Here is a 22,211-nt window from a genome sequence, read left to right as displayed (position 1 = left end):
CGGGCCGCCGCGAGGTGCTGTGCTCGACCCCCACCCGACGAGCACCCGACGAGCACCCGACGAGCACCCGACGAGCACCCGACGAGCGAGGAGCAGCGATGCGGCGACGCACCGACCCGGTCGCCGCGCGCCGCGCGCCGGGGGAGCCCTGCGCGTGACCTCGCCGGCCGGGTGGGAGAGCCGGGCGACCTCCGTGCAGGTCGCGGACCTCGTGGCGCTGTCGGCCGACGACTGGCCGGGCCGCCTCGTCGCGACGGCGTACCTGCAGGGCTGCCCGTGGCGGTGCACGTACTGCCACGGCGGTGCGCTGCTCGACCCGACCCTCCCGGGCACGGTCCCGTGGTCGCACGTCATCGACCTGCTGCGCCGTCGCCGCGGCCTGCTCGACGGGCTGGTCCTCACGGGTGGCGAGCCGACCCGGCAGCCGGGGGTCGTGGCCGCCGCGCGCGAGGTGCGCGCGCTCGGGCTGCTCGTCGCGGTGCACACCTCCGGCGCGTACCCGGCGCGCCTGCCCGACCTGCTGCCGCACGTCGACCGCGTGGTGCTCGACGTCAAGGCGCCCGCCTACCTGTACGGCGCGATCACCCGCGCGGGTGCGGGCGCGGCCGCCGCGGACAAGGCGTTCGCGTCGCTGCGCCTGGTGCTCGACAGCGGCGTCGACCTGCAGGTGCGCACGACCGTCGACCCGGCGGTGCTCACGCCGGACGACGTCGCCGAGCTCGTCGCCGTCCTCGCGGACCTCGGCGTGCGGGACCACGTGCTGCGCGACGCCCGGCCCGGCCCCGTCGTCGACCCGTACGCGGCCGCGCTCGCCCGCGTCCCGCGGGCACGTCTGCACCGCGGCTGAACCTGACTGCCCCGGCGCGCCGACGTCACCCCAGCCGCAGCGGCCACGGGCCGTAGACGAGGTGCTCGCGCGTCGCACCGCCGTCGGCTCCGCCGGGCGTGGTGAGCACCAGGTCGGCCGTGACCCACACCTCGTACTCGCCGGGCGGCAGCGGCCCGGCGTCCGCGCCGGCGTCGGACGCCGCGCACCCGCGCAGGTCGCTCGCGGCCTCGAACGTGCGGGACGCCCCGGCCGGCAGGCTCGCGTCCAGCGCGACGTCCTCGCGCGGGGCCGGCGTCCCGACGACGCGGCCGTCGCGGGTGAGCAGCACGCCGAGGTGCCCGGTCGTACCCGTCACGGCCGCCGTGCCCTCGTTGGTCGCCGTCACCGTGAAGCGCAGCGGCGACCCGGGCGCGGACGTCGACGGGACGTCCGCGTCGAGCGTGACCGCGAACGGGTTGGCCTCCGGGCCGGCGGTCGCCGCCAGGTCGGACGCCGGGGCGCCGCACGTCTCGGGGGAGTCCTGCCCGTGCGCGGCGTCGTCCGACACGCGCACGGGGGCCGTGACCGACGCGCGGCCCGTCGCGGTGCTCCCGTCGGGCTCGGTCCAGGTCACGGTCTGCGTCATGACGACCTCGTAGTCGCCGGCGACGACCTCGGGGTCGCCCTCGCCGTCGGGGTACTGGTCGCACGACACGAGCCGTGCGCCGTAGCCCCAGGACGCCGTGACGGCGGTGACGGTCCCCGAGCCCGGCTCGAAAGTCACCTCGTGGGCGCCGACCACGACGCGACCCTCCCCGCCGTCCACCCCGACGACGACCCCGTCGCGCACGAGCACGACCTCGACGTCGTCGAAGGCGTCGGGGAGGGCCGCCGCACCGTCGACACGCGTCGACGTCGTCGCCAGCCACGTGCGGTCCGGGCCGACCACGTCGCGGGCCTGCAGCAGCGTCTGCTCGACGCGCCCCGGGGGTGCGACGACGTCGTCCACCGGCTGCCCGCACCGCGCGAACGCCGCGGGCCAGTCGCCCGACGACCCCACGGCCGTGCCGCCCGGCGCGCCCAGCAGCTGCGGCACGGCGACGACGACCGCGCCGACGGTCGCCAGCGCGAGGGTCCCCGTCGCGCCCGCACGTGCGGCCCGGCGTCGCCGCACGCGCGCCCGCACGCGCTCGACCGGCACCTCGTACGCCGCGCCGCGCCGCTCGGCCTCGTCCCGCGCCGCGTCCCACAGGTCGTCGTGCCCGCTCATCGTGCCCCCCTCGTCCGGACCGACACGTCGTCGTCCTCGTCGACGTCCCGCCCCAACCGGTCGGCGAGCTTCGCGGAGGCCGTCGACAGGTACCGCTTGACCGTGCCGTCGGCGAGTCCCATGCGGTGCGCGACCTCGGGGACCGTGAGGTCCTCGACGTGCCGCAGCACCACCGCGACCCGCTCCTGCGGGGCCAGCGCCGCGAGCGCGGCGTGCACGGCCGATCCCGTGCCGACCGCGTCGGCGTGGTCGCGCGACTCGTCGTCGCCGGGGACGTGCAGCAGGTGCCGCACGGCGGCCCAGCGGGCGCGCCGCCGCACGGCGTCGAGGTGCCCGCGCAGCACGGCGGTGCGCACGTAGTGCTCGGCGGCGACCACGTCGGTCCCGCCGCGCAGCCGCGCGAACGTGCGGACCAGCGCGTCCTGCACGAGGTCCTCGGCGGTGCGCGCGTCGCCGCACAGCAGGTAGGCGTAGCCGAACAGCGCACGACCGCGCTCGCGGGCGAGCCTGTCGAGCACGTCGTCGGGCACCTCGCGCGGGACGTCGTCCGGCGCGCGTGTCGCCTCCTGCGTCGCCGGCACCCGGACCTCCCGTCGTGGTGACGGGACCGTAGCGCCCGTCACCAGCAAGAGACGCCCGGGCGGGCCGGATCGTTGTACCCGTCGCGCCGCGGACCTCGCCGGGTCAGTCCGTGGGCGTCAGGACGTACACGACGGACGGCTCGCCGTCCGACGTGGACGTCGGGGTCACGCGGACCGACCAGCCGTCGAGGACGGTCCCGCCGTCGGGCCCGGTCAGCACCTCGCCGGCCGCGCCACCCGTGCGCAGCGCGGCGGCGGACAGCATCCTCAGTGCGGCGACCTCGCGGTCGGTCGCGGGTGTCGCGACCTCGACGGTCCACCGGTCGCCGTCGCGCGTCGCGGACACCAGGCGCCCGCCGACGAGCGGCACGCCCGGGGGGAAGTCGGCGGGCAGCGACGAGGCCACCGAGGGCTGCTCGGCAGCGAGCGTGAGGTCGTACGGCCCCACGACCCGTTCGACGCCGTCGGTCCCGGCGTGCGTGGCCCACACCTCGTAGTCGCCCGACGGCAGCGCGCCGCCGGTGTCGCACGCGACGACGTCCACGGTGCTCGTCCAGAGCAGCGAGACCTCGCCGTCCTCGACCACCTGGGACACCAGCAGCCCGGGGACGTCGTCGCCCGACGCCTCCCACGCCGATCCCGCCGCGGCCGCGCGGGACGGGTCGAGCACGGTCTCGGCGACGACGACGTCGTCCCGCGTCAGCACGAGGTCCGGCGACGCGGGCTGCTCCACCGGCACCGTGCCGGTGCCGTCCGGCGTCGCGCCCTCGGGCAGCGGCACCTCGACCTCCACGGCGACCGCGAGCGTCCTGCTCTGCCACGTCCCGAACGACGTCGAGCCCGCCGGGACGGGGACGGTGCCGGCGTCCACGCCGATCGTGAAGCCGGCGTCCCCGGCGTCGTCGCCCGTGCCGGTGAACGGGGTGCCGCACGCTCCCGGTGCCACGGCCGGCGTCGGGTCGACCGTCAGCTGCGGGCCGACGAGGACGACCGCGCCCGCCGCGCTCGCGGCGACCGCCGCCGTCCCGGCGCCCCGCACGGCACGACGTCGTCGCACGCGGCCCGTGAGGCGCCGCACGGTCGCGACGGTGCCGGCCGCGGTGTCGTCGCCGAACGCGGTCGCGTCGCCTGCGGCGTCCGCGATCTCGTGGAGCGCCAGGTCCAGTCGTGTGCTCATCGGGGCCTCCGGGGCGTGACGAGGACGTCGTCGGCGCTGTGCTCGGGGTCGTCGTCGCGCCCGGCCAGGGGGCCGAGCCGTTCCTCGAGCGTGCGCGTGGCGTCGGACAGGTACCGCTTGACGGTGCCGACCGAGAGGGACAAAGCGTCGGCGACCTGCGCGACGGTCATGTCCTCGAAGTGCCGCAGGACGATGCACGCGCGCTCGCGCGGCGGCAGCAGCCCGAGGGCCTGCTGCACCGCGAGGCGGGTCGTGACGACGGGTTCCGGTCCGGCGTTCGGCCCGTCGGTGGGGCTCGTCTCGGGGACGACCGCGAGGTGCCGGATCGTCGCCCAGTGCCGTCGACGCCGGAAGTCGTCGACGTACGTCGTGAGGATCGTCCTGCGCACGTAGGCCTCGGCCGACGCGACCTCACGCACGGGGCGCCCGCGCGTGAAGGTCCGGACGAGGGCGTCCTGCACGAGGTCCTCCGCCTCGCGCACGTCGCCGGTGAGCAGGTACGCGTAGCCGGCGAGCGCGCGTCCGCGCGTCCTGACCAGCTCGTCCAGCGCGTCCTGCCAGCCCGTCACTCGTCTCCCGTCGTCCGAGGCGCTCGCCGGACCTCTGTCACGTTGGTCGAGGCGACGCCCCCTGCACGCCGCCTCACTGAACTAGACGAACGGCGTCGGCGAAAGGTTGGGGCGTCAGCCGATCCGCACCTCGACAGGATCCGTGGACAGCAGGACGAGGGGGACGGAGAGGTCGCTGCCGGGCGCGACGATCTCGCCGCCGGGGGTCGACACCTCGGGCCGTACGACGACCGTGTAGGCGACGATCTCGTAGGTCCCGGGCGCCGGGGCGCCGCCGTCGCAGGTCGTCGTCGACCAGGGTGGGTTCCCCAGGCCCGTCGCGACGCGCCACGGCAGCCCCGGCGGTTGCAGGACGCGCTGGAGCCCGGCGTCGCTGCCGCCCGACAAGGTGGCCCCGACGACGACGCCGTCGCGGAGCAGGGCGACCTCGAGGAAGGGTGTGGTGGTCGCCCGGAGCGTGCCCGGACCCGTGTACTCCACGACGCCCTCGATCTCCGGGACCTGCGTGCTGTCGCCGACGGGCTCGGAGGTGAGGCGCAGCGAGAGGTCGCCCCGCGGGACGGGGGGCCACGGGTCGTCGCACAGGTACGGCATCCCGTCGATCGTCGGCAGGTCGGGTGCGCGGTCGACGGTCGGGGCGGGGCGCGCGGTCGCGGGACCGGCGACGACCACCGGGCCGCCGTCCGCGACGACGACGCGCCCGTCCTCGCCCGTGCCGACCGCCAGGAGGCCGTAGGTGCCGCCCGGCACCGGTGCGCCCGCATCGACCGCGCCGGAGCCGTCGTCGCAGACGACCGCGGGCAGCCGGGTCCCCGCGTTGAGATCGGTCCACGCGCCGTCGTCCGGCCAGGCCACGGGTGCGACAGCGACGGCGACGCCGTCCAGCACGAGCGCGAGGCTCGTCGGCAACGACGGTGCGTCCTCGACGACGGAGGCGACGAGATGGACCCACACGGGGACGGGATCGCCCTCGCCGACGGTGTCGACGAGCGGCGCGACGCGGAGGTCGCCGTCGCCGTCGGGCGCCGTCGCCTCCCAGCCGCACGAGCCCGGTGCTGCGGTCGGGTCCCCTGTCGGGAGCGCCGCGGCCGTCGTCGTCGGCGCGGGCACGGAGGTCGGCGGCGGCGAGGTCACGGCCGTGGTCGTCGTCGGCACGGGCGTCGGCGTGTCCGCCGGCAGCGGCGGCTGCCACGTCCGGGCGAGCGCGGCACCGCCGACGGCGAGCGCGCCGACGGTCACGAGGCTCACCGCCGCGGCGCTCGCGGCGTGCGTGCGCCGACGGCGGCGCGCACGCGCCAGGACCCCGGGCGCGTCCTCGACGGGGTGCTGCACGGCCGGGTCGTCCACGAGGTCCTGCAGGACCCGTCGCAGGTCGGTCATCGCTGGTCCTCCAGGGTGCGGCGTGCCGACGCGGTGCGCGGCAGCACGGGTGTCTCCTCCTGCGTCTCGAGCGGACCGAGCTCGGAGCCCAGCCGCGCGAGCGCGTCGGCCAGGTAGCGCTTGACGGTGCCCTCGGCCACACCCATGCGGCGCGCGACCTCCGGGACCGTGAGGTCGTCGACGTACCGGAGCACGACGGCGGCACGGTGCTGCCGCCCGAGGCGGCCGAGCGCGGCGCGCACGTCCTGGCGTGTCGCGACGTCGGACGCCGTGTCGCTCGCGTCGCTCTCGGGCCGGGCCAGGACGGGACGTGCCCGGTCGAAGAGCCTGCGGCGACGGCCCTCGTCGAGGTAGACGTGCAGGATCGTGCGACGCACGTACGCCTCGGCGGAGTCCGGGCGCACCCCGCTGCGCAGGCGTCCGAACGTGCGGACCAACGCCTCCTGGACCAGGTCCTGCGCGGCCGCCCTCCCCCCGGTCAGCAGGTGCGCGTACCCGACGAGAGCGGGCCCCCTGCTCCTCACCAGCTCGGTCAGCACGGCGTCGGCGTCGCGCACGTCGCTCCTCGGTCCCGGGCCGTCGGAGTGCGGCCCCCTGTGCAGTGAGACGAACTCGGGGCCCGGAACGTTGCAGCGGGTGCGGCGCCCCGCCGGGGTCCGGGATGCTTGAATTGCGTGCAGGGGTCACCGGGGAGGGGACGTCGATGGACGTACGGGTGACGGCCGAGGACGTGGGCGCCCGCACGGTCGTGCACGTGGCGGGCGAGATCGACGTGTCGTCGGCCGATCGTCTGCGCGAGCGCGTGGCCGCGCTCGTGGCGGAGCAGCGCACCGACCTGGTGATCGACCTGACCGAGGTCACGTTCATGGACTCGACGGGTCTGGGGCTGCTCGTCGGCACGCTCAAGCGCGTCCGGACCGCGGGGGGCCGGCTCGTGCTCGTCGTCGACTCCGAGCGGCTGCTCAAGGTGTTCCGCATCACCGGGCTCGTGCAGGTGTTCACGATCCGCGAGACGCTCGCGGAGGCGCTCGCGTCGTGACGACGAGGACGGTCCGGGTCGGCCGGGCCCGCGGACGGGCCCGGCCGACCGATCGTCACCGCAGCGTGAGCGGGACGGGCGTGCCGAGCACGACGTAGGGCCCCTGCGCGCCGACCACGGCGTCCCAGGCCTGCTCGCCGTCCTGCGGCGTCCAGCGGGTGCCGCTGTGGATGACGACACCGGGCACCAGCAGGTACTGCCCGGGCCGCACCCCGTCACCCTCGCCGGTGCAGATCGTGTCGTTCGAGGGTGACGGCTCGCACGACGCGACGGGCATCCGCGCGGCGCCGAGCGGGAGCGGCGTGCCGTGGGCCAGGTCGATGCTCCCCGTGTGCATGTCCGTGGGCACGTAGTCCGAGGCGACGACGCGCCCGTCCTGCACCAGCCACGAGAACGTCGTGAGCTCGGCGTGCAGCCACGTCCGCCCCGGTCCGACGTACGTGAGGCTCCCGGTGACGGTCAGGACGGACGGGGCGAGCTCCACCTCCGGACCGGTCACGTCGACGACCCGCAGGTCGAGCGGCTCGGTGCTGTTCTCGAACCGCCACGGGCCCGCCGTCGTCGGTGCCGGAGGCAGCGTGCCGCCCGGGGTCGGGTACGGCGGCGCGTCCGTCTCGAGGACCGGCGCCGCCGGGCTCGGCGACGTGCCGTCACCCGGTGCGACCGTGAGCGCCCACGGCCCGGCGAGGGCGGTGCGGCGGTGCCCGGCAGCGGGATCCGCGAAGGCGTCCGCGTCGATCTCGTCGAACTCGGTGGTCCCCGCGAAGGACGCGCCCTCGTCCAGGGCCCAGACCTCGTACGTGCCCGGGGGGAGCGGGACGTCCGTGGACGCGGGACCCGCCGCGCCGGGTACGCAGACCTGCGGACGCACGGCGGAGCGGTACACGCGGGGCGCGCCCCACGAGGGCTGGGCGACCCAGTCGGTGCGTGCGCCGTCGTACCCGTCGGCCACGGCGACGACGACGCCGTCGTGGGTCACGAGCAGGCGTGGACCCGCCGTGCGGCGCACCACCGTCCCCCCGCCGTCGACGGTCAGCGCGGCCTCGAACGGGAGCGTCCCGCCCTCGGTGATCGTGCCGGTGAGGTCGTCGACGTCGAGCACGAGCTCGGGGTCGACCGGGAACGCCGGCGCCGCGCCGACGAGCGACCCGCACACGCCGAACGGCAGGGACGGGTCGCCGGCCGGGAGGACCACCGCGGGGGTGGGGGTGGGCGACGGGGTGGGCGACGGCGTGGGGGTCGGGGCAGCGGTCGGCGACGGGGACGTCGTGGGCGTCACGGCCGGCGCGGGCCGGGCGTCGCGCCACGGCAGCGCCGCGGCGCCGATCGCGACGGCCACGACGACGGCTGCCGCGGCGCCGGTGCTCCAGGCGGCCCGTGCCGTGCGGCGGCGTCGCGCCTCGGCGCGCATGCGGTCGACGGGCAGCCCCGGACCGGCCTCGTGCTGCGCGGCGACGTCCTGCGCGAGCGCGTGCAGTCGTGCGGAGACGTCGTTCATCGCCGTCCTCCTCGGTCGGGCGTCGTGGTGGTGGTCAGGTCCTCGGGCTCGCCGAGCGCGTCGGGCCCGAGGATCGGGGCGAGCCGTGCGGCGGCGTCGTGCAGGTAGCGCTTGACGGAACCGGGCGCGAGCCCGAGCGTCGCGGCGATCTCCGGGACCGTGAGGTCGTCGTGGAAGCGCAGGACGACGCACGCCCGCTCGCGCCGCGGCAGCGCAGCCAGCGCGCGCTCGATGTCGACGTCGGCGTGGACGTGCTCGCTCGGGTCGGGCGCTGTCGTGGCGACGGGCACGAGGTGCTCGCGGTCCCGGCGTCGCGCGTTCCGGCGGTGCTCGTCGAGGAAGGCCGACAGCACGACGCGCCGCACGTAGGGCTCCCACCGCTCGACCGGTCCCGTGCGCCGCCGGGAGAACACCCGCACGAACGCCTCCTGCACGAGGTCCTCGGCCGCGGCGCGGTCCCCCGTCAGCAGGTGGGCGTAACCCACGAGCGCTGGCCCCCGCGTCCGCGCCAGCTCCGCCAGCACGTCGTCCGTGCTCATCGACACCCTCGTTCCTCGTCGTCGCACCGTCGCGTCGGCGCTCTCTCCCTGTCGACGTCGCCACGGTGCCCGAACGTTGGGGCGTGCCCGTGCGACGCGTCGCGATCGTGGTGAGATGTGCGTCACACGCGTGGTTAGACTCGCCGGGTCCGGCGGCAACGGGGCCGCGGGGCGGGTGCGTGCAGGGGGTGTCGCACCTCGTCGTCCGAGGAGGATGCATGCAGCTCGGTGCCACGAGCATCACGATCGTCGCGGTCATCGCCGTGATCGCGCTGGCGGCCCTCGTGGTCGCCGCGGTGCTCCGACGTCAGGTGCTCGCCGCGGGCGAGGGCACGGTCTCGATGCAGCAGATCGCGCAGGCGGTCCAGGAAGGGGCGTCGGCGTACCTCAGCCGGCAGTTCCGCACCCTCGCGCTGTTCGCCGCGATCGTGTGCGCGCTGCTGTTCCTGCTGCCGGGCGACAGCGGGGTGAAGGTCGGCCGGTCCCTGTTCTTCCTCGTCGGTGCCGGGTTCTCGGCCGCGATCGGGTTCCTCGGCATGTGGCTCGCGACGCGCGCGAACCTGCGCGTCGCCGCGGCCGCGTCCCGGCCGGGCGGCCGGGCCGAGGGGGCGCGCATCGCGTTCCGCACCGGCGGCGTCGTCGGCATGGCCGTCGTGGGGCTGGGCCTGCTCGGGGCCGCCGGCGTCGTGCTGCTGTACGGCGGCGAGGCGCCTGCCGTCCTCGAGGGCTTCGGGTTCGGCGCCGCGCTGCTCGCCATGTTCATGCGCGTCGGCGGCGGCATCTTCACCAAGGCCGCCGACGTCGGCGCCGACCTCGTCGGCAAGGTCGAGCAGAACATCCCCGAGGACGACCCGCGCAACGCCGCGACGATCGCCGACAACGTGGGCGACAACGTCGGCGACTGCGCGGGCATGGCGGCCGACCTGTTCGAGTCCTACGCCGTGACGCTCGTCGCCGCGCTCATCCTGGGCCGCGCCGCGTTCGGCGAGCAGGGCATGGTCTTCCCGCTCGTCGTCACCGCGGTCGGCGCGCTCGTCGCGGCGCTCGGCGTCGCGATCACGCGCGTGCGCGGCGAGGAGTCCGGGCTCACGGCCATCAACCGCGGGTTCTACGTCTCGGCGCTCGTCGGCGTGCTGCTCGCCGCCGTCGCCGCCTACGCGTACCTGCCGTCGTCGTTCGCGGCGCTCACGGGCGGCACCGCGGGGCTCGAGACCCACGGCGGCGACCCGCGGCTCGTCGCGTCCGCCGCCGTGCTCGTCGGCGTCGTCCTCGCGGGCGTCATCCTGTGGGTCACCGGCTACTTCACCGGCACCACGAGCAAGCCGACGCTGCACGTCGCGCGCACCACGCTCACCGGGCCGGCCACCGTCGTGCTGTCGGGCATCGGCGTCGGGTTCGAGTCCGCCGTCTACACCGCGGGCATCATCGCGGCCGCGATCTGCGGCGTCTTCCTGCTGGCGGGCGGGTCCGTGCCGCTCGCGCTCTTCCTCATCGCGCTCGCGGGCTGCGGCCTGCTGACGACGGTCGGCGTGATCGTCGCGATGGACACGTTCGGGCCCGTGAGCGACAACGCGCAGGGCATCGCCGAGATGTCGGGCGACGTCAGCGACGAGGGCGCGCAGATCCTCACCGACCTCGACGCGGTCGGCAACACCACCAAGGCCGTCACCAAGGGCATCGCGATCGCCACGGCCGTGCTCGCGGCGACCGCGCTGTTCGGGTCGTACGCCGACGCGGTCACGCACGCGCTCGCCGACATCCGCGGCGAGGTCGGCGACGACCTCGTGGCGGCCATGCTGTCGTACGACATCATCAGCCCCGTCACGCTCGTCGGCGTGATCCTCGGCGGCGCGACCGTCTTCCTGTTCTCGGGCCTCGCGGTCGACGCAGTGACCCGCGCGGCGGGCGCGATCGTGTTCGAGGTGCGGCGCCAGTTCCGCGAGCACCCCGGCATCATGACCGGCGAGGTGCGGCCCGAGTACGGCCGCGTCGTCGACATCTGCACGCGCGACTCGCTGCGCGAGCTCGCGACCCCCGGCCTGCTGGCCGCGTTCGCGCCGATCGCCGTCGGGTTCGGGCTCGGCGTGGGGCCGCTCGCCGGGTTCCTCGCCGGCGCGATCGGGTGCGGCGTGCTCATGGCCGTGTTCCTCGCGAACTCGGGCGGCACGTGGGACAACGCCAAGAAGATCATCGAGGACGGGAACTACGGCGGGAAGGGCTCGCCCGCGCACGCCGCGGCCGTCATCGGCGACACCGTCGGCGACCCGTTCAAGGACACCGCCGGACCCGCGATCAACCCGCTCATCAAGGTCATGAACCTCGTGTCGGTGCTCATCGCGCCCGCCGTGGTCGTCGTCTCCGTCGGCGACGACGCCAACCACGTCGTGCGGCTCTCCATCGCGGTCGTCGCGACGGCCATCGCGTTCGGCGCGGTCATCGCCTCGCGCGTGCGCGCCGCCCGGGTGGACCGCGAGGGCCGGCTCGAGCACGAGACGCAGCTCGTCGGCTGAACCTCGTCGCGACGGTCCGGGCCCGCCCCCGCACGAGGGGGGGCGGCCCGGCATCGTCCGGTCGCGTCGGTCCGGGCGGTCAGCGGCGCAGCGTGTAGCTGATCGTCACGGGGTCGCCGCCCTCGTCCTGCGTGAGGTCCGCCGCGAGCACCAGGGTGTCGTCCGAGCACGTCGCCGTCGACAGCGTCGGCGGCAGCGCCTCGATCGCGTCCTCGGGCGCGCCCGGCGGCACGTCGAGGGTCTCGCCGTCCATCTCCGCCGTCGTCGTCACGTCGAGCCCGCTGCTGTCGACGTCCGAGATCGTCAGCCGGTCGCCGTCGAGCGACCACGCACCCGTGAGGTCGCCGCTCGACTCCGACCGTGACGTCAGCTCGGTCTCGTCGGACCGCATCGTCATGCCCGACGTCGAGTCGACCGTCGCCGCGAAGGACCCGTCGGCCTCGAACTCGTAGGTCGACGTGCCCGACACCGTGACCTCCACGGCGTCGTCGTCCGCGGCGGCGAACAGCTGCGCGAGGTCGTCCTGCATCGCGGCCAGGTCGAGGCGCCACGTGCCCGCGAGGCACTCGGCGGTGGCCGGCGGCAGCGGCTCGGCGGGGACGGCTTCGGGGGCGCTCGAGGCCTCGCCCGCGGACCCGCCCGACGGTCCGGTCGGGCCGGGCGACGTCGGGTCGTCCGCACCGCCCGTGCAGGCGGTCAGCAGCAGGGCGGCGGCGGCCGTGACGGCCAGGGCGGGCGTACGTCGCACGGCGTCGTCCTCTCGTCGTGCGCTCACGCGCGGCGGGTCGGTGGATCGGCCCAACCTACGTCGGGCTCGGTGCCGCGTGCAGGGCGCGGGGCCGCGGCGACGGGCTCGGGTACCCTCGCCGCACGCCCGGGGGGACGGACGGAGGACGCGGTGGACGCCCACGGCACGACGCGCGACGACGGCGCGCAGCGCGACACCCGACGGGCCGGGCCCGCGACCGACGCCCCGGCCGCCGCCCTGCGCGTCATGACGTACAACCTGCGCGGCCTGCGCGAGCAGGTGGACGCGCTCGTCGACGTGGTCCGCTCCGCGCGCCCCGACGTGCTCGCCGTGCAGGAGCCGCCGCGCGGGCTCACCGGACGGTGGCGGCTGCGCCGGTTCGCGGCGCGCACCGGGCTGCGGGTCGCGGTCGGCGGGGGCGGGGCGCGGACGACCGCGCTGCTCGTGGCGCCGCACCGGTCCGTGCGCGACGCCGCGGCGGTGCGCCTGCCGTGGCGTCCCGGGCTCACGCGCCGCGGCTCGTCGACCGCGCGCGTCGACGGGGTCCGCGTGGTGGTCGTGCACCTCGGCCTGCGCGCCGACGAGCGCGCGCGCCACGTCGCGCTCGTGCTGCGGCGCGTCGTCGGCGGCGACGACGCGCCGGTCGTCGTGGCGGGGGACCTCAACGAGCGGCCGGGCGGGCCGTCGTGGGTGACGCTCGGGGCCGCGCGCGGCGGGCTGCACGACGCGGCCGTCGTCGCGTCGGCCGAGCACGCGACCTACCCGGCCGCGGCGCCCCGCGTGCGCATCGACGTCGTCCTCGTCGACCACCGGATCTCCGTGCTGGGCGCGCGCGTGCCCGACGACCCGGCCGTGGGTGTCGCGAGCGACCACCGTCCCCTCGTCGTCGACCTGCAGGCACCCGCGCGCTGAGCGGCGCCACGCGAGCGCGCGAGCGCGCGCCCGGGACGCGCGCGTCCCCGAGCGCGGTAGTCGTCCGTCGAGTGCGGTACAGATGGGTACCGCGCTCGGCGCACGAGTACCGCGCTCGGTGCACGGGTGCTCGGCGGCGCGAGCGCGGCTGCGACGATGGGGGGCGTGAGCACACCGCCCGCCCCGGTCGTCGTCCCCGAGCTCGTCGCCGCGCTGCGCGCCGACATCACGGCGGCGGCGTACACCGTCGAGCACGTCGAGGACCTGCTCGGCCCCGTCGCGGCGGGAGCCCTCGACCGCGGCGAGGCGCTGCCCGCGCTGCGCGCGACCGAGCCGGCGGCCCCGACGGGCGGCGACCCCGCGGCGGTGCTCACGCGGTGCTTCGTGCTCGGCGTCCCGGTGCCGGTGCGCGCGCTCGGCGCGGCCCTGCCCGGGGTGGGCGTCGAGGGCGCCGCGCTGCTCGGGCTCGTCGACGCCGCCGGGCGCGGACCCGACGACGAGGTCCGCGCGCGCGTCGACCTGCGCCCCTACGCCGCCAGCGACGGCGCGGGCGAGGCCGCCTGGTGGGTCGTGTCCGACCTCGGCGAGCTCGCGACCGGCGGTGCGCTGCGCACCGACCACGTGCTGGGCGTCGGCGGCGCGTCGGTCACGCTCGCGCAGGCGACCGTGCGCGACCCGCGCCGCCGCGTGCTGGACCTCGGCACGGGCTGCGGCGTGCAGGCGCTGCACGCGAGCCGGCACGCCGAGCACGTCGTCGCGACCGACCTGTCGACGCGCGCGCTCGCGTTCGCGGCGTTCACGACGGCGCTCGCGGGCCTCGGGCCCGACCGGGTCGAGCTGCGCGCCGGGTCGATGCTCGAGCCCGTCGCCGACGACACGTTCGACCTGGTCGTCAGCAACCCGCCGTTCGTCATCACGCCGCGGCGTGCCGACGTGCCGGCCTACGACTACCGGGACGGCGGACGCGCGGGCGACGACCTCGTGCGCGACCTCGTCACGGGCGTCGGTGCCGTGCTCGCCCCCGGTGGCGTCGCGCAGATGCTCGCCAACTGGGAGATCCGCGACGGCGAGGAGTGGCACGAGCGGATCGGCGCGTGGGTCGACGCGTCCGGGCTGGACGCGTGGGTCGTGCAGCGCGACGAGCAGGACCCCGCGCAGTACGCCGAGACGTGGATCCGCGACGGCGGCACGACGCCCGCCGACCGGGCCGCGTGGACGGCACGGTACGGCGCGTGGCTCGACGACCTCGCGTCGCGCGACGTCGCGTCGGTCGGCTTCGGCATCGTCACGCTCCGCCGCCCGGCCACGGGCCGTCCGACGCTGCGTCGGCTCGAGTCGCAGACCGGGTCGCTGCGGCAGCCGCTCGGCCCGGTGCTCGCGGCCGGGCTCGCGGCGCACGACGCCGTCACCGCGCTGTCCGACGACGACCTCGCGGCGCGGCACCTCACGGTCGCACCCGACGTCACCGAGGAGCGCTACCTCGAGCCGGGCGCCGTGGACCCGCGGGTCGTGCTGCTGCGGCAGGGCGGCGGGTTCGGGCGGACCGTGCAGGCCGGGACCGCGCTCGCGGCGTTCGTCGGTGCGTGCGACGGCGAGCTCACGGCCGGGCAGATCGTCGGCGCGCTCGGTGCGCTGCTCGACGTACCCGCGGCCGACGTGGCCGCCGACGTCCTGCCGAGCGTCCGCGGCCTGCTGGCCGACGGCCTGCTCACGCTCGTCTGACGTCTGACGTCTGACGCCTGACGCCTGACGCCTGACGCCTCACGCCTCACCGTGACCCCTCACGCGTGACGCGTGACCCCGGACGTGCGACGCCGGCGGCGCGAGCCGTCCCCGCCCCCGTCGCGGCGGGCCGTGCGGCACTGCGGCTGCCGGGCGGCCGGAACGCCGCACGGCGTGCGGTGCGCGTCGAGACCGCCATGATGCCGACGTGCGGGCGTCGCGGCGGGCCGTGCGGCATTGCGGCGGCCGGAACGCCGGATCGCCGCACGGCGTCGGGGTGCCGACGGGTGCGGGACGCGGATCGCCGCACAGCGTCGGGGTGCCGACGGGTGCGGGACGCGGGACGCCGCACGGCGCCGGGGTGCCGACGGAGCAGGACGCCGCCCCCGCCGTGGCCGCGGCGACCCGTGACGGCGCGAGGTCGCCCGTACCGCTCCGCGGAACCCCGGGAGCCGCGCAGGGTGTGGTCGTAGGCTCACCCAGGGCCGTGGCGGAGCGGCCGTGAGCGGTGACGGAGGCGCGATGACGACGCAGGCCACGCAGGACCCCGGTGCGACGCCCGCGGTGGCGGTGCTCGGCGGCGGCGTGATGGGCGGGACGCTCGTCGCGGCGCTGCGGCAGGGCGGCTGGCCGGGCGACCGCGTGACGGTCGTCGACCAGGACGCGGCGAAGGCCGCGGCGCTCGCCGACGAGCACGGCGTGCGGACCGCGACGCTGCCGGACGCCGTCGCGGCCGCCGACGTCGTGCTGGTTGCCGTCAAGCCCGACGTGGTGCCCGCGGTGCTCGAGCAGGTCGCACCCGTGCTGCGCGGCGGTGCGCTCGTCACGAGCGTCGCGGCGGGCGTGCCGCTGCGCGTCTACGAGGACGCGCTGCCCGCCGGGACGCCCGTGGTCCGGGTCATGCCGAACACCCCGGCGCTCATCGGCAAGGGTGCGAGCGCGATCGCGCCCGGGCGCGCCGTGGAGGAGGGGCACCTCGTGCTCGTCGAGCGCGTGCTCGCGGCGACGGGGCTGGTCGAGCGGGTCGCCGAGAAGCACCTCGACGCGGTCACGGCGCTGTCCGGGTCGGGCCCCGCGTACGCGTTCTACGTGGTCGACGCGCTCGCCGAGGCGGGCGTGCTGCTGGGGCTGTCGCGCGACCTGGCGACGCGGCTCGCGGTCGCGACCGTCGAGGGTGCGGCCGCGATGGTCGCGCAGACGGGCGACCACCCGGCGGTGCTGCGCGAGCGCGTGTCGTCGCCGGGCGGCACGACCGTCGCGGGCGTCGCGGCGCTCGACGCGCACGCGGTCCGGGCGGGGCTGGTCGCGGCGGTGCGTGCGGCGGCCGACCGCTCGCGCGAGCTGGGCGCGGGCTGACCGTGGCCGACGACGCGTCGCCCGTCACCGAGGGCCGCGCCGACCCCGCACGCACCGCCGGGGAGCGCGCGGTGCCGGTGCCGCGCCCGGCCGGTGCGTCCACGGGCCCGGCCCGCGGCGCGGCCCCGGGGTCGCGGGCCGCGCGTCCCGCGAGGGTCGCCCGCCCGCGATGAACGACGTCGCGGCGCTCGCGGGCGTGAGCCACCAGACGGTGTCGCGCGTGCTCAACGACCACCCGAGCGTGCGCCCGGCGACGCGTGAGCGCGTGCTCGACGCGATCGCGACGCTCGGGTACCGGCCCAACCTCGCGGCGCGCGCGCTCGTGACGCGGCGCACCGGCACGATCGGCGTCATCACGCCTGCGACCGTGCTGTTCGGCCCGACGAGCACCCTGGTCGCGATCGAGCGTGCGGCGCGCGACGTGGGGCACTACGTGTCGGTCGCGACGCTGCGGGACTTCAGCGGCCGCGAGGTCGGCGACGCGGTCGAGCACTTCCTCGCGCAGGGTGTCGACGGCGTCGTCGTCGTCGCGCCGAGCACGGGCACGATCGACGCGGTCGCGGTCGCGGACGTGCGGGCGCCCGTGCCGGTGGTGCTCGTGACGTCGGGGCGCGAGGGCGTCGCGGTGCCGACGGTCGCGGTGGACCAGGTCGCGGGCGGGCGGCTCGCGACCGAGCACCTGCTGGCGTCGGGCCGGCGGACGGTGGTGCACGTCGCGGGGCCGCTCGAGTGGTACGACGCGCGGGACCGGCTGCGGGGCTGGCAGGAGGCGCACGAGGCGGCGGGGCTCGCGGTCCCGCAGCACCGCGTGGGCGGGTGGCGCGCGGCGGACGGGTTCGCGGTGGGTCGCGCGCTGGTGCGTGACGGGCTGCCGGACGCGGTGTTCGCGGCGAACGACCAGCTCGCGCTGGGTCTGCTCGCGGCGTTCGCCGAGGCGGGCGTCCGTGTGCCGGAGGACGTCGCGGTGGTGGGGTTCGACGACGAGCCGGGTGCGGAGTTCTACGCGCCGCCGCTGACGACGGTGCGGCAGGACTTCGCGGAGCTGGGCCGGCGGGCCGTCGCGGCGCTGGTCGAGGCGATGGGCGGGCGCGTGCCCGAGGTCGCGTCGATCGCACCCGAGCTCGTGGTCCGCGCGTCGTCCGGGTCCGGGCGGGACGTCTGACCCGGGTGCTGGCACCACCGCTATGTGAGCGTTAACATGACGTCGGCCGAACGCACGCCGGCCGACCCGACCACGACACCCGGGCGACGACGACCGGGGAGGGAGCAGCACGCGATGGGGCAGCAGCGAACGGACGCGCGCACCGCGATCGAGCAGGGCCGCACGGCCCTCGGCATCGAGCTCGGCTCGACGCGCATCAAGGCCGTCCTGGTCGGCGAGGACCACGTGCCGCTCGCGTCCGGCGGGCACGCGTGGGAGAACCAGTACGTCGACCGCACGTGGACGTACTCGCTCGACGCCGTGTGGGAGGGCCTGCGCGCCGCGGTCGCGGAGCTGCTCGACGACGCCGAGCGGCAGCACGGCGTGCGGCCCGCGACGGTCGGCGCGATCGGGGTCTCCGCGATGATGCACGGCTACCTCGCGTTCGACGCCGCCGACGAGCTGCTCGTGCCGTTCCGCACGTGGCGCAACACGTCCACGGGCGCCGCGTCCGCCGAGCTCACCGAGCTGCTGGGCTACAACATCCCGCTGCGGTGGTCGGTCGCGCACCTGCACCAGGCCGTCCTCGACGCCGAGCCGCACGTGCCCGACGTCCGCTTCGTCACGACCCTCGCGGGCTACGTGCACTGGCGCCTGACGGGCCGCAAGGTGCTCGGCGTCGGCGACGCGTCCGGCATGTTCCCGGTCGACCCCGCGACGCACGACTACGACGCCGACCTCGTCGCGCGCTTCGACGCGCACGTGGGCGACCGGCTCCCCGGCGGCCTGCGCGACCTGTTCCCGCAGGTGCTCGTCGCCGGCCAGGACGCCGGTGCGCTCACGCCCGAGGGCGCCGCGCTGCTCGACCCGACGGGCACGCTGCAGGCCGGGATCCCGCTGTGCCCGCCCGAGGGTGACGCGGGCACCGGCATGGTCGCGACCAACTCGGTCGCGCGGCGCACCGCCAACACGTCCGTCGGCACGTCGATCTTCGCGATGGTCGTGCTCGAGAAGCCGCTCGCGACCGTGCACCACGAGATCGACCTCGTGACGACGCCCGCGGGCGACCTCGTCGCGATGGTGCACTGCAACAACGGTGCGAGCGAGCTCGGCGAGTGGGCCGGCGTGTTCGGCCGGTTCGCGACCGCGCTCGGCGCGCAGGCCACGCCCGACGAGGTGTTCGGCGTGCTGCTGCGCGAGGCGCTCGAGGGCGCCGCCGACGGCGGCGGCCTGCTGTCGTACAACTACCTGTCGGGCGAGCCGATCACGGGCCTGGAGGAGGGGCGGCCGCTGATCGTCCGGACGCCCGGCAGCGACCTGTCGCTCGCGAACCTCATGCGCACGCAGGTGTACGGCGCGTTCGCCACGCTGAGCCTGGGCATGCGGATCCTCGCGGCCGAGGGCGTGGGCGTCGACGCGATGTTCGCGCACGGCGGCATGTTCCGGACCGCGGGCGTCGCGCAGCGGCTGCTCGCCGCGGCCGTCGGCGCGCCCGTGGCCGTCGGGCGGACCGCCGGCGAGGGCGGCGCGTGGGGCATCGCGGTGCTCGCCGCGTACCTCGTGCACGGCGGCGGCGTCGACCTCGGCACGTACCTCGCGCAGCGCGTGTTCGCGGACGCCGAGCTCGACGTCGTCGAGCCCGACCCCGCCGACGTCGCGGGCTACACCACCTACCTCGACCGCTACACGGCCGGGCTCGCGATCGAGCGCGCCGCGACCGAGGCGATCTGACCGACCCGACCGAGCGGCGGCCCGTCGACGCGGGCCGCCGCACCGGCGCCGACCGCGCCGGACCCACCCGTGCCCGCCCCGGGCACCGACGCTGGAGGCCCGATGTCTTCCCTGGACGCCTACCCGTCCGACGTCCGCGAGCAGGTCGCCGCGGCGCGCGAGAAGGTCAGCGCGCTGCACGCCGAGCTGCCCCGCTGGGGCCTGGTCGTGTGGACCGCCGGCAACGTGTCGCAGCGCGTCGTCGTCGACCCCGCCGGCCCGAGCGAGCGCGACCTGCTCGTCATCAAGCCGTCGGGCGTGACGTACGACGAGCTGACCCCCGAGTCGATGGTCGTGTGCGACCTCGACGCGAACCTCGTCGAGGGCGACCGTGCGCCGTCGTCCGACACCGCCGCGCACGCGTACGTGTACACGCACATGCCCCACGTGGGCGGCGTCGTGCACACGCACTCGACGTACGCGACGGCGTGGGCGGCGCGCGCCGAGCCCGTGCCGTGCGTGCTGACGATGATGGCCGACGAGTTCGGCGGCGACATCCCGATCGGCCCGTTCGCGCTCATCGGCGACGACTCGATCGGCCGCGGCATCGTCGAGACGCTGCGCGAGTCCCGCAGCCCCGCGGTGCTCATGCGCAACCACGGCCCGTTCACGATCGGCACGGACGCCAAGGCCGCCGTGAAGGCCGCGGTCATGGTCGAGGAGGTCGCCCGGACCGTCCACATCAGCCGGCAGCTCGGCGAGCCGCTGCCGATCGCGCAGAGCGACATCGACTCGCTGTACGCCCGTTACCAGAACGTCTACGGCCAGCACTGACCTGGCGATCGAGGGAGATGCACCGATGAGCAAGGCCTACCCGGACCAGGAGATCTGGTTCTTCACCGGCTCGCAGGACCTGTACGGCGAGGAGACGCTGCGCCAGGTCGCCGAGCAGTCGCAGGAGGTCGCGGCGGCGCTGGACGCGTCGGGCGACGTGCCCGCGAAGGTCGTCTGGAAGCCCGTCCTCAAGGACTCCGAGGCGATCCGCCGCGCGATGCTCGACGCGAACGCCGACGACAAGGTGCTCGGCGTCGTCACGTGGATGCACACGTTCAGCCCCGCGAAGATGTGGATCACGGGCCTGGACCTGCTGCGCAAGCCGCTGCTGCACCTGCACACGCAGGCGAACGTCGAGCTGCCGTGGGACACCATCGACTTCGACTTCATGAACCTCAACCAGGCCGCGCACGGCGACCGCGAGTACGCGTACATCGCGACGCGCCTGGGCCTGGCGCGCACCACGGTCTCGGGTCACGTGTCGAACCCGGCCGTGACCGCGCGCATCGGCACGTGGGTCCGCGCCGCCGCGGGCTGGCAGGCCGCGCAGGACCTGGTGCTCGTGCGGTTCGGCGACAACATGCGCAACGTCGCGGTCACCGAGGGCGACAAGACCGAGGCGGAGATCCGCCTGGGCGTGTCGGTCAACACGTGGGGCGTCAACGACCTCGTCGCCGCGGTCGAGGCTGTCGACGACGCGACGGTCGACGCGCTCGTGGCCGAGTACGAGGAGCTGTACGACGTCGTCCCCGAGCTGCGGGCCGGCGGCGAGCGCCACGAGTCGCTGCGCTACGCGGCGCGCCAGGAGGCCGCGCTCGAGGCGTTCCTCACCGAGCGTGGCGCCAAGGCGTTCACGACGAACTTCGAGGACCTGGGCGAGCTGCGCCAGCTGCCCGGCCTGGCCGTGCAGCGGCTCATGGGCAAGGGCTACGGGTTCGGCGCCGAGGGCGACTGGAAGACGGCCGTGCTGGTGCGCGTCGCCAAGGTGATGGGCGCCGGGCTGCCCGGCGGCGCGTCGCTCATGGAGGACTACACCTACGACCTGACGCCGGGCGCCGAGAAGATCCTGGGTGCGCACATGCTCGAGATCTGCCCGTCGCTCACGACGTCGAAGCCGCGCGTGGAGATCCACCCGCTGGGCATCGGCGGCAAGGAGGACCCGGTCCGCATGGTGTTCGACACCGACCCCGGTGTCGGTGTCGTCGTGTCGCTCGCCGACATGCGCGAGCGGTTCCGCCTCACGGCCAACGTCGTCGACATCGTGCCCCCGACGGCGGACCTGCCGCACCTGCCCGTCGCGCGGGCCGTGTGGGAGCCCCGCCCGGACTTCACGACGTCCTCCGAGTGCTGGCTGACCGCGGGCGGCGCGCACCACACGGTGCTGTCGACGGCCGTGGGCATCGAGGCGTGGGAGATCTTCGCCGAGCTCGCGCGCACCGAGCTGCTCGTCATCGACGAGGCGACCACGCGCCGCGGGTTCGCCGACCAGGTCCGGTGGAACCAGGTGTACTACCGCGTGGCGCAGGGGTTCTGAGCGACGCAGGGCTCCTGAGGCGCTGACGCGCCGACGGCGACGGAGGGCGGGTGCCCGGCTGCGGCCGGGTGCCCGCCCTCCGTCGTGCCCGGGCGCGCGTGCGCCGCCTGCGCGCGCGGCTGCCTAGGGTGGGCCCGTGGACGAGACGCGGACGCGGGCCCGCGGGCGGCGGCCCGCGGGGGAGGACACGCGCGGTGCGATCCTCGCGGCCGCGCGTACCGAGTTCGCCGCCCGCGGGTACGCGGGCACGAGCGTGCGCGCGATCGCCCGGCGGGCGGACGTCGACCCCGGCTCGGTGCGGCACTGGTTCACGGACAAGGGCGAGCTGTTCGTCGCGAGCGTGCTGCCGCAGGGGGTGGAGCCGGCGGTCTTCGTGGAGCGGGTCGTCACGCCGGGCGTCGACGGCCTGGGGGAGCGCCTGCTGGCCGCGGCGCTGCGCGTGTGGGACCAGGACGGCGGGGCGCCGTTCCGGGCCGCGTTCAGCGGTCTGACGGCCGACGACGCGGGCCCGCGGGACGTCGCCGGGTTCCTCTCGCGCGAGGTGTTCGCGCGCGTCGCGGGCGCGCTGGACGGGCCGGACGCGGCGCTGCGCGTGTCGCTCGTCGCGTCGCAGACCGTCGGCGTGCTCGTCGCGCGGCACCTGCTGCGCGTCGAGCCGCTCGCGTCGCTGCCGGCCGCGGACGTCGTCGCGCTCGTGGGCCCGACGCTGCAGCGCTACCTCACGGACTGAGCCGGCGGACGCGCGTCGAGCCGTCCGACGACGGCGGGCCGGTACCGCGCGGAGTGCGGGGCGCGCCGGGCGCGTGCGGGCGGGACCGAGGGCCTGCGGGGCGGGTGCGTGGGTGTGGGCCGACGGCGCGAGCGGGGCTGTGACGTGCCGGTT

Annotated in this window: 20 protein-coding genes; 11 read left to right on the top strand and 9 right to left on the bottom strand. The window is 76.3% G+C overall.

The window, feature by feature from the left end:
* Positions 1-154: 154 nt before the first annotated feature.
* Positions 155-847 carry an anaerobic ribonucleoside-triphosphate reductase activating protein gene (locus tag GY42_RS08965; protein WP_052748277.1) on the top strand — a complete coding sequence of 231 codons (693 nt, stop codon included), beginning with the start codon at positions 155-157 and terminating at the stop codon, positions 845-847.
* Between the two features lie 25 nt (positions 848-872).
* Here the strand turns inward: GY42_RS08965 and GY42_RS08960 are convergent, their stop codons facing one another.
* The 6 genes from GY42_RS08960 to GY42_RS08935 all read right to left on the bottom strand — a co-directional run bounded on the left by GY42_RS08960 (position 873) and on the right by GY42_RS08935 (position 6,342).
* On the bottom strand, positions 873-2,078 hold the full coding sequence (locus GY42_RS08960; protein WP_046529081.1) for a hypothetical protein: 1,206 nt from the start codon (positions 2,076-2,078) through the stop codon (positions 873-875).
* Positions 2,075-2,659: a sigma-70 family RNA polymerase sigma factor gene (locus GY42_RS08955; protein ID WP_236686752.1), complete on the bottom strand. Its 585-nt coding sequence runs from the start codon at positions 2,657-2,659 to the stop codon at positions 2,075-2,077. The genes GY42_RS08960 and GY42_RS08955 overlap by 4 nt, the downstream gene beginning before the upstream one ends.
* Before the next feature lie 103 nt (positions 2,660-2,762).
* On the bottom strand, positions 2,763-3,836 hold the full coding sequence (locus tag GY42_RS08950; protein WP_046529080.1) for a hypothetical protein: 1,074 nt from the start codon (positions 3,834-3,836) through the stop codon (positions 2,763-2,765).
* Positions 3,833-4,405: a SigE family RNA polymerase sigma factor gene (locus GY42_RS08945; protein ID WP_046529079.1), complete on the bottom strand. Its 573-nt coding sequence runs from the start codon at positions 4,403-4,405 to the stop codon at positions 3,833-3,835. Before GY42_RS08945 ends, GY42_RS08950 begins: the two co-directional genes overlap by 4 nt.
* A 114-nt stretch (positions 4,406-4,519) precedes the next feature.
* The gene (locus GY42_RS08940) at positions 4,520-5,785 is read right to left on the bottom strand and encodes a hypothetical protein (protein ID WP_046529078.1); all 1,266 of its coding nucleotides are present in this window, start codon (positions 5,783-5,785) and stop codon (positions 4,520-4,522) included.
* Complete coding sequence (locus GY42_RS08935) at positions 5,782-6,342, bottom strand: sigma-70 family RNA polymerase sigma factor (RefSeq protein ID WP_046529077.1); 561 nt, start codon at positions 6,340-6,342, stop codon at positions 5,782-5,784. Before GY42_RS08935 ends, GY42_RS08940 begins: the two co-directional genes overlap by 4 nt.
* A 158-nt stretch (positions 6,343-6,500) precedes the next feature.
* On the opposite strand from GY42_RS08935, the gene GY42_RS08930 reads away from it, so the two are divergent.
* Positions 6,501-6,824 (top strand): STAS domain-containing protein, encoded by a 324-nt coding sequence (locus tag GY42_RS08930; RefSeq protein WP_442856789.1) that lies wholly within the window; start codon positions 6,501-6,503, stop codon positions 6,822-6,824.
* A 55-nt stretch (positions 6,825-6,879) separates the two neighbouring features.
* Here the strand turns inward: GY42_RS08930 and GY42_RS19375 are convergent, their stop codons facing one another.
* Together GY42_RS19375 and GY42_RS08920 are read right to left on the bottom strand one after the other, a co-directional pair.
* Positions 6,880-8,322 carry a hypothetical protein gene (locus GY42_RS19375; RefSeq protein WP_052748276.1) on the bottom strand — a complete coding sequence of 481 codons (1,443 nt, stop codon included), beginning with the start codon at positions 8,320-8,322 and terminating at the stop codon, positions 6,880-6,882.
* Positions 8,319-8,861: an RNA polymerase sigma factor gene (locus GY42_RS08920; RefSeq protein ID WP_046530739.1), complete on the bottom strand. Its 543-nt coding sequence runs from the start codon at positions 8,859-8,861 to the stop codon at positions 8,319-8,321. Before GY42_RS08920 ends, GY42_RS19375 begins: the two co-directional genes overlap by 4 nt.
* Before the next feature lie 218 nt (positions 8,862-9,079).
* On the opposite strand from GY42_RS08920, the gene GY42_RS08915 reads away from it, so the two are divergent.
* Positions 9,080-11,371 carry a sodium-translocating pyrophosphatase gene (locus GY42_RS08915; RefSeq protein ID WP_046529075.1) on the top strand — a complete coding sequence of 764 codons (2,292 nt, stop codon included), beginning with the start codon at positions 9,080-9,082 and terminating at the stop codon, positions 11,369-11,371.
* A 79-nt stretch (positions 11,372-11,450) separates the two neighbouring features.
* Here the strand turns inward: GY42_RS08915 and GY42_RS08910 are convergent, their stop codons facing one another.
* Entirely contained in the window at positions 11,451-12,146 is a 696-nt protein-coding gene (locus GY42_RS08910; protein ID WP_152667248.1) for a lipocalin family protein, read from the bottom strand.
* Between the two features lie 123 nt (positions 12,147-12,269).
* Here GY42_RS08910 and GY42_RS08905 point away from each other — a divergent pair, with 123 nt between their 5' ends.
* The 8 genes from GY42_RS08905 to GY42_RS08870 all read left to right on the top strand — a co-directional run bounded on the left by GY42_RS08905 (position 12,270) and on the right by GY42_RS08870 (position 22,058).
* Positions 12,270-13,031, top strand: a complete 762-nt coding sequence (locus GY42_RS08905) for an endonuclease/exonuclease/phosphatase family protein (RefSeq protein ID WP_082131430.1) — start codon at positions 12,270-12,272, stop codon at positions 13,029-13,031.
* Positions 13,032-13,187: 156 nt separating this feature from the next.
* A complete protein-coding gene (locus tag GY42_RS08900) occupies positions 13,188-14,753 on the top strand; it encodes a DUF7059 domain-containing protein (RefSeq protein WP_046530737.1) in 1,566 nt (521 codons plus the stop codon).
* Positions 14,754-15,275: 522 nt separating this feature from the next.
* Complete coding sequence (proC, locus tag GY42_RS08895) at positions 15,276-16,109, top strand: pyrroline-5-carboxylate reductase (protein WP_046529073.1); 834 nt, start codon at positions 15,276-15,278, stop codon at positions 16,107-16,109.
* A 169-nt stretch (positions 16,110-16,278) separates the two neighbouring features.
* On the top strand, positions 16,279-17,271 hold the full coding sequence (locus tag GY42_RS08890) for a LacI family DNA-binding transcriptional regulator (protein WP_046529072.1): 993 nt from the start codon (positions 16,279-16,281) through the stop codon (positions 17,269-17,271).
* A 114-nt stretch (positions 17,272-17,385) separates the two neighbouring features.
* Entirely contained in the window at positions 17,386-18,981 is a 1,596-nt protein-coding gene (locus GY42_RS08885; protein WP_046529071.1) for a xylulokinase, read from the top strand.
* Positions 18,982-19,083: 102 nt separating this feature from the next.
* Positions 19,084-19,794, top strand: a complete 711-nt coding sequence (locus tag GY42_RS08880; RefSeq protein ID WP_046530736.1) for an L-ribulose-5-phosphate 4-epimerase — start codon at positions 19,084-19,086, stop codon at positions 19,792-19,794.
* A gap of 25 nt (positions 19,795-19,819) precedes the next feature.
* Positions 19,820-21,328, top strand: a complete 1,509-nt coding sequence (gene araA, locus GY42_RS08875; protein WP_046529070.1) for an L-arabinose isomerase — start codon at positions 19,820-19,822, stop codon at positions 21,326-21,328.
* Positions 21,329-21,464: 136 nt separating this feature from the next.
* On the top strand, positions 21,465-22,058 hold the full coding sequence (locus GY42_RS08870) for a TetR/AcrR family transcriptional regulator (protein WP_046529069.1): 594 nt from the start codon (positions 21,465-21,467) through the stop codon (positions 22,056-22,058).
* Positions 22,059-22,211 lie beyond the last annotated feature (153 nt).

This window comes from Cellulomonas sp. FA1, assembly GCF_000986825.1.
GTDB classification, from domain to species: Bacteria; Actinomycetota; Actinomycetes; order Actinomycetales; family Cellulomonadaceae; genus Cellulomonas; species Cellulomonas iranensis.
The sequence above is the reverse complement of the archived record's forward strand: the minus strand, read 5'-3'. Positions and strand labels throughout refer to the sequence as shown.

What these genes read in the sequence shown, in the direction of transcription:
- GY42_RS08890 (WP_046529072.1), top strand. Translation starts at nt 16,279, where the DNA reads ATGAACGACGTCGCGGCGCTCGCGGGCGTGAGCCACCAGACGGTGTCG.
- GY42_RS08880 (WP_046530736.1), top strand. Translation starts at nt 19,084, where the DNA reads ATGTCTTCCCTGGACGCCTACCCGTCCGACGTCCGCGAGCAGGTCGCC.
- GY42_RS08950 (WP_046529080.1), bottom strand. Translation starts at nt 3,836, where the DNA reads ATGAGCACACGACTGGACCTGGCGCTCCACGAGATCGCGGACGCCGCA.
- GY42_RS08915 (WP_046529075.1), top strand. Translation starts at nt 9,080, where the DNA reads ATGCAGCTCGGTGCCACGAGCATCACGATCGTCGCGGTCATCGCCGTG.
- GY42_RS08885 (WP_046529071.1), top strand. Translation starts at nt 17,386, where the DNA reads ATGGGGCAGCAGCGAACGGACGCGCGCACCGCGATCGAGCAGGGCCGC.
- GY42_RS08940 (WP_046529078.1), bottom strand. Translation starts at nt 5,785, where the DNA reads ATGACCGACCTGCGACGGGTCCTGCAGGACCTCGTGGACGACCCGGCC.
- GY42_RS19375 (WP_052748276.1), bottom strand. Translation starts at nt 8,322, where the DNA reads ATGAACGACGTCTCCGCACGACTGCACGCGCTCGCGCAGGACGTCGCC.
- GY42_RS08960 (WP_046529081.1), bottom strand. Translation starts at nt 2,078, where the DNA reads ATGAGCGGGCACGACGACCTGTGGGACGCGGCGCGGGACGAGGCCGAG.
- araA (WP_046529070.1), top strand. Translation starts at nt 19,820, where the DNA reads ATGAGCAAGGCCTACCCGGACCAGGAGATCTGGTTCTTCACCGGCTCG.
- GY42_RS08920 (WP_046530739.1), bottom strand. Translation starts at nt 8,861, where the DNA reads ATGAGCACGGACGACGTGCTGGCGGAGCTGGCGCGGACGCGGGGGCCA.
- GY42_RS08900 (WP_046530737.1), top strand. Translation starts at nt 13,188, where the DNA reads ATGGGGGGCGTGAGCACACCGCCCGCCCCGGTCGTCGTCCCCGAGCTC.
- proC (WP_046529073.1), top strand. Translation starts at nt 15,276, where the DNA reads ATGACGACGCAGGCCACGCAGGACCCCGGTGCGACGCCCGCGGTGGCG.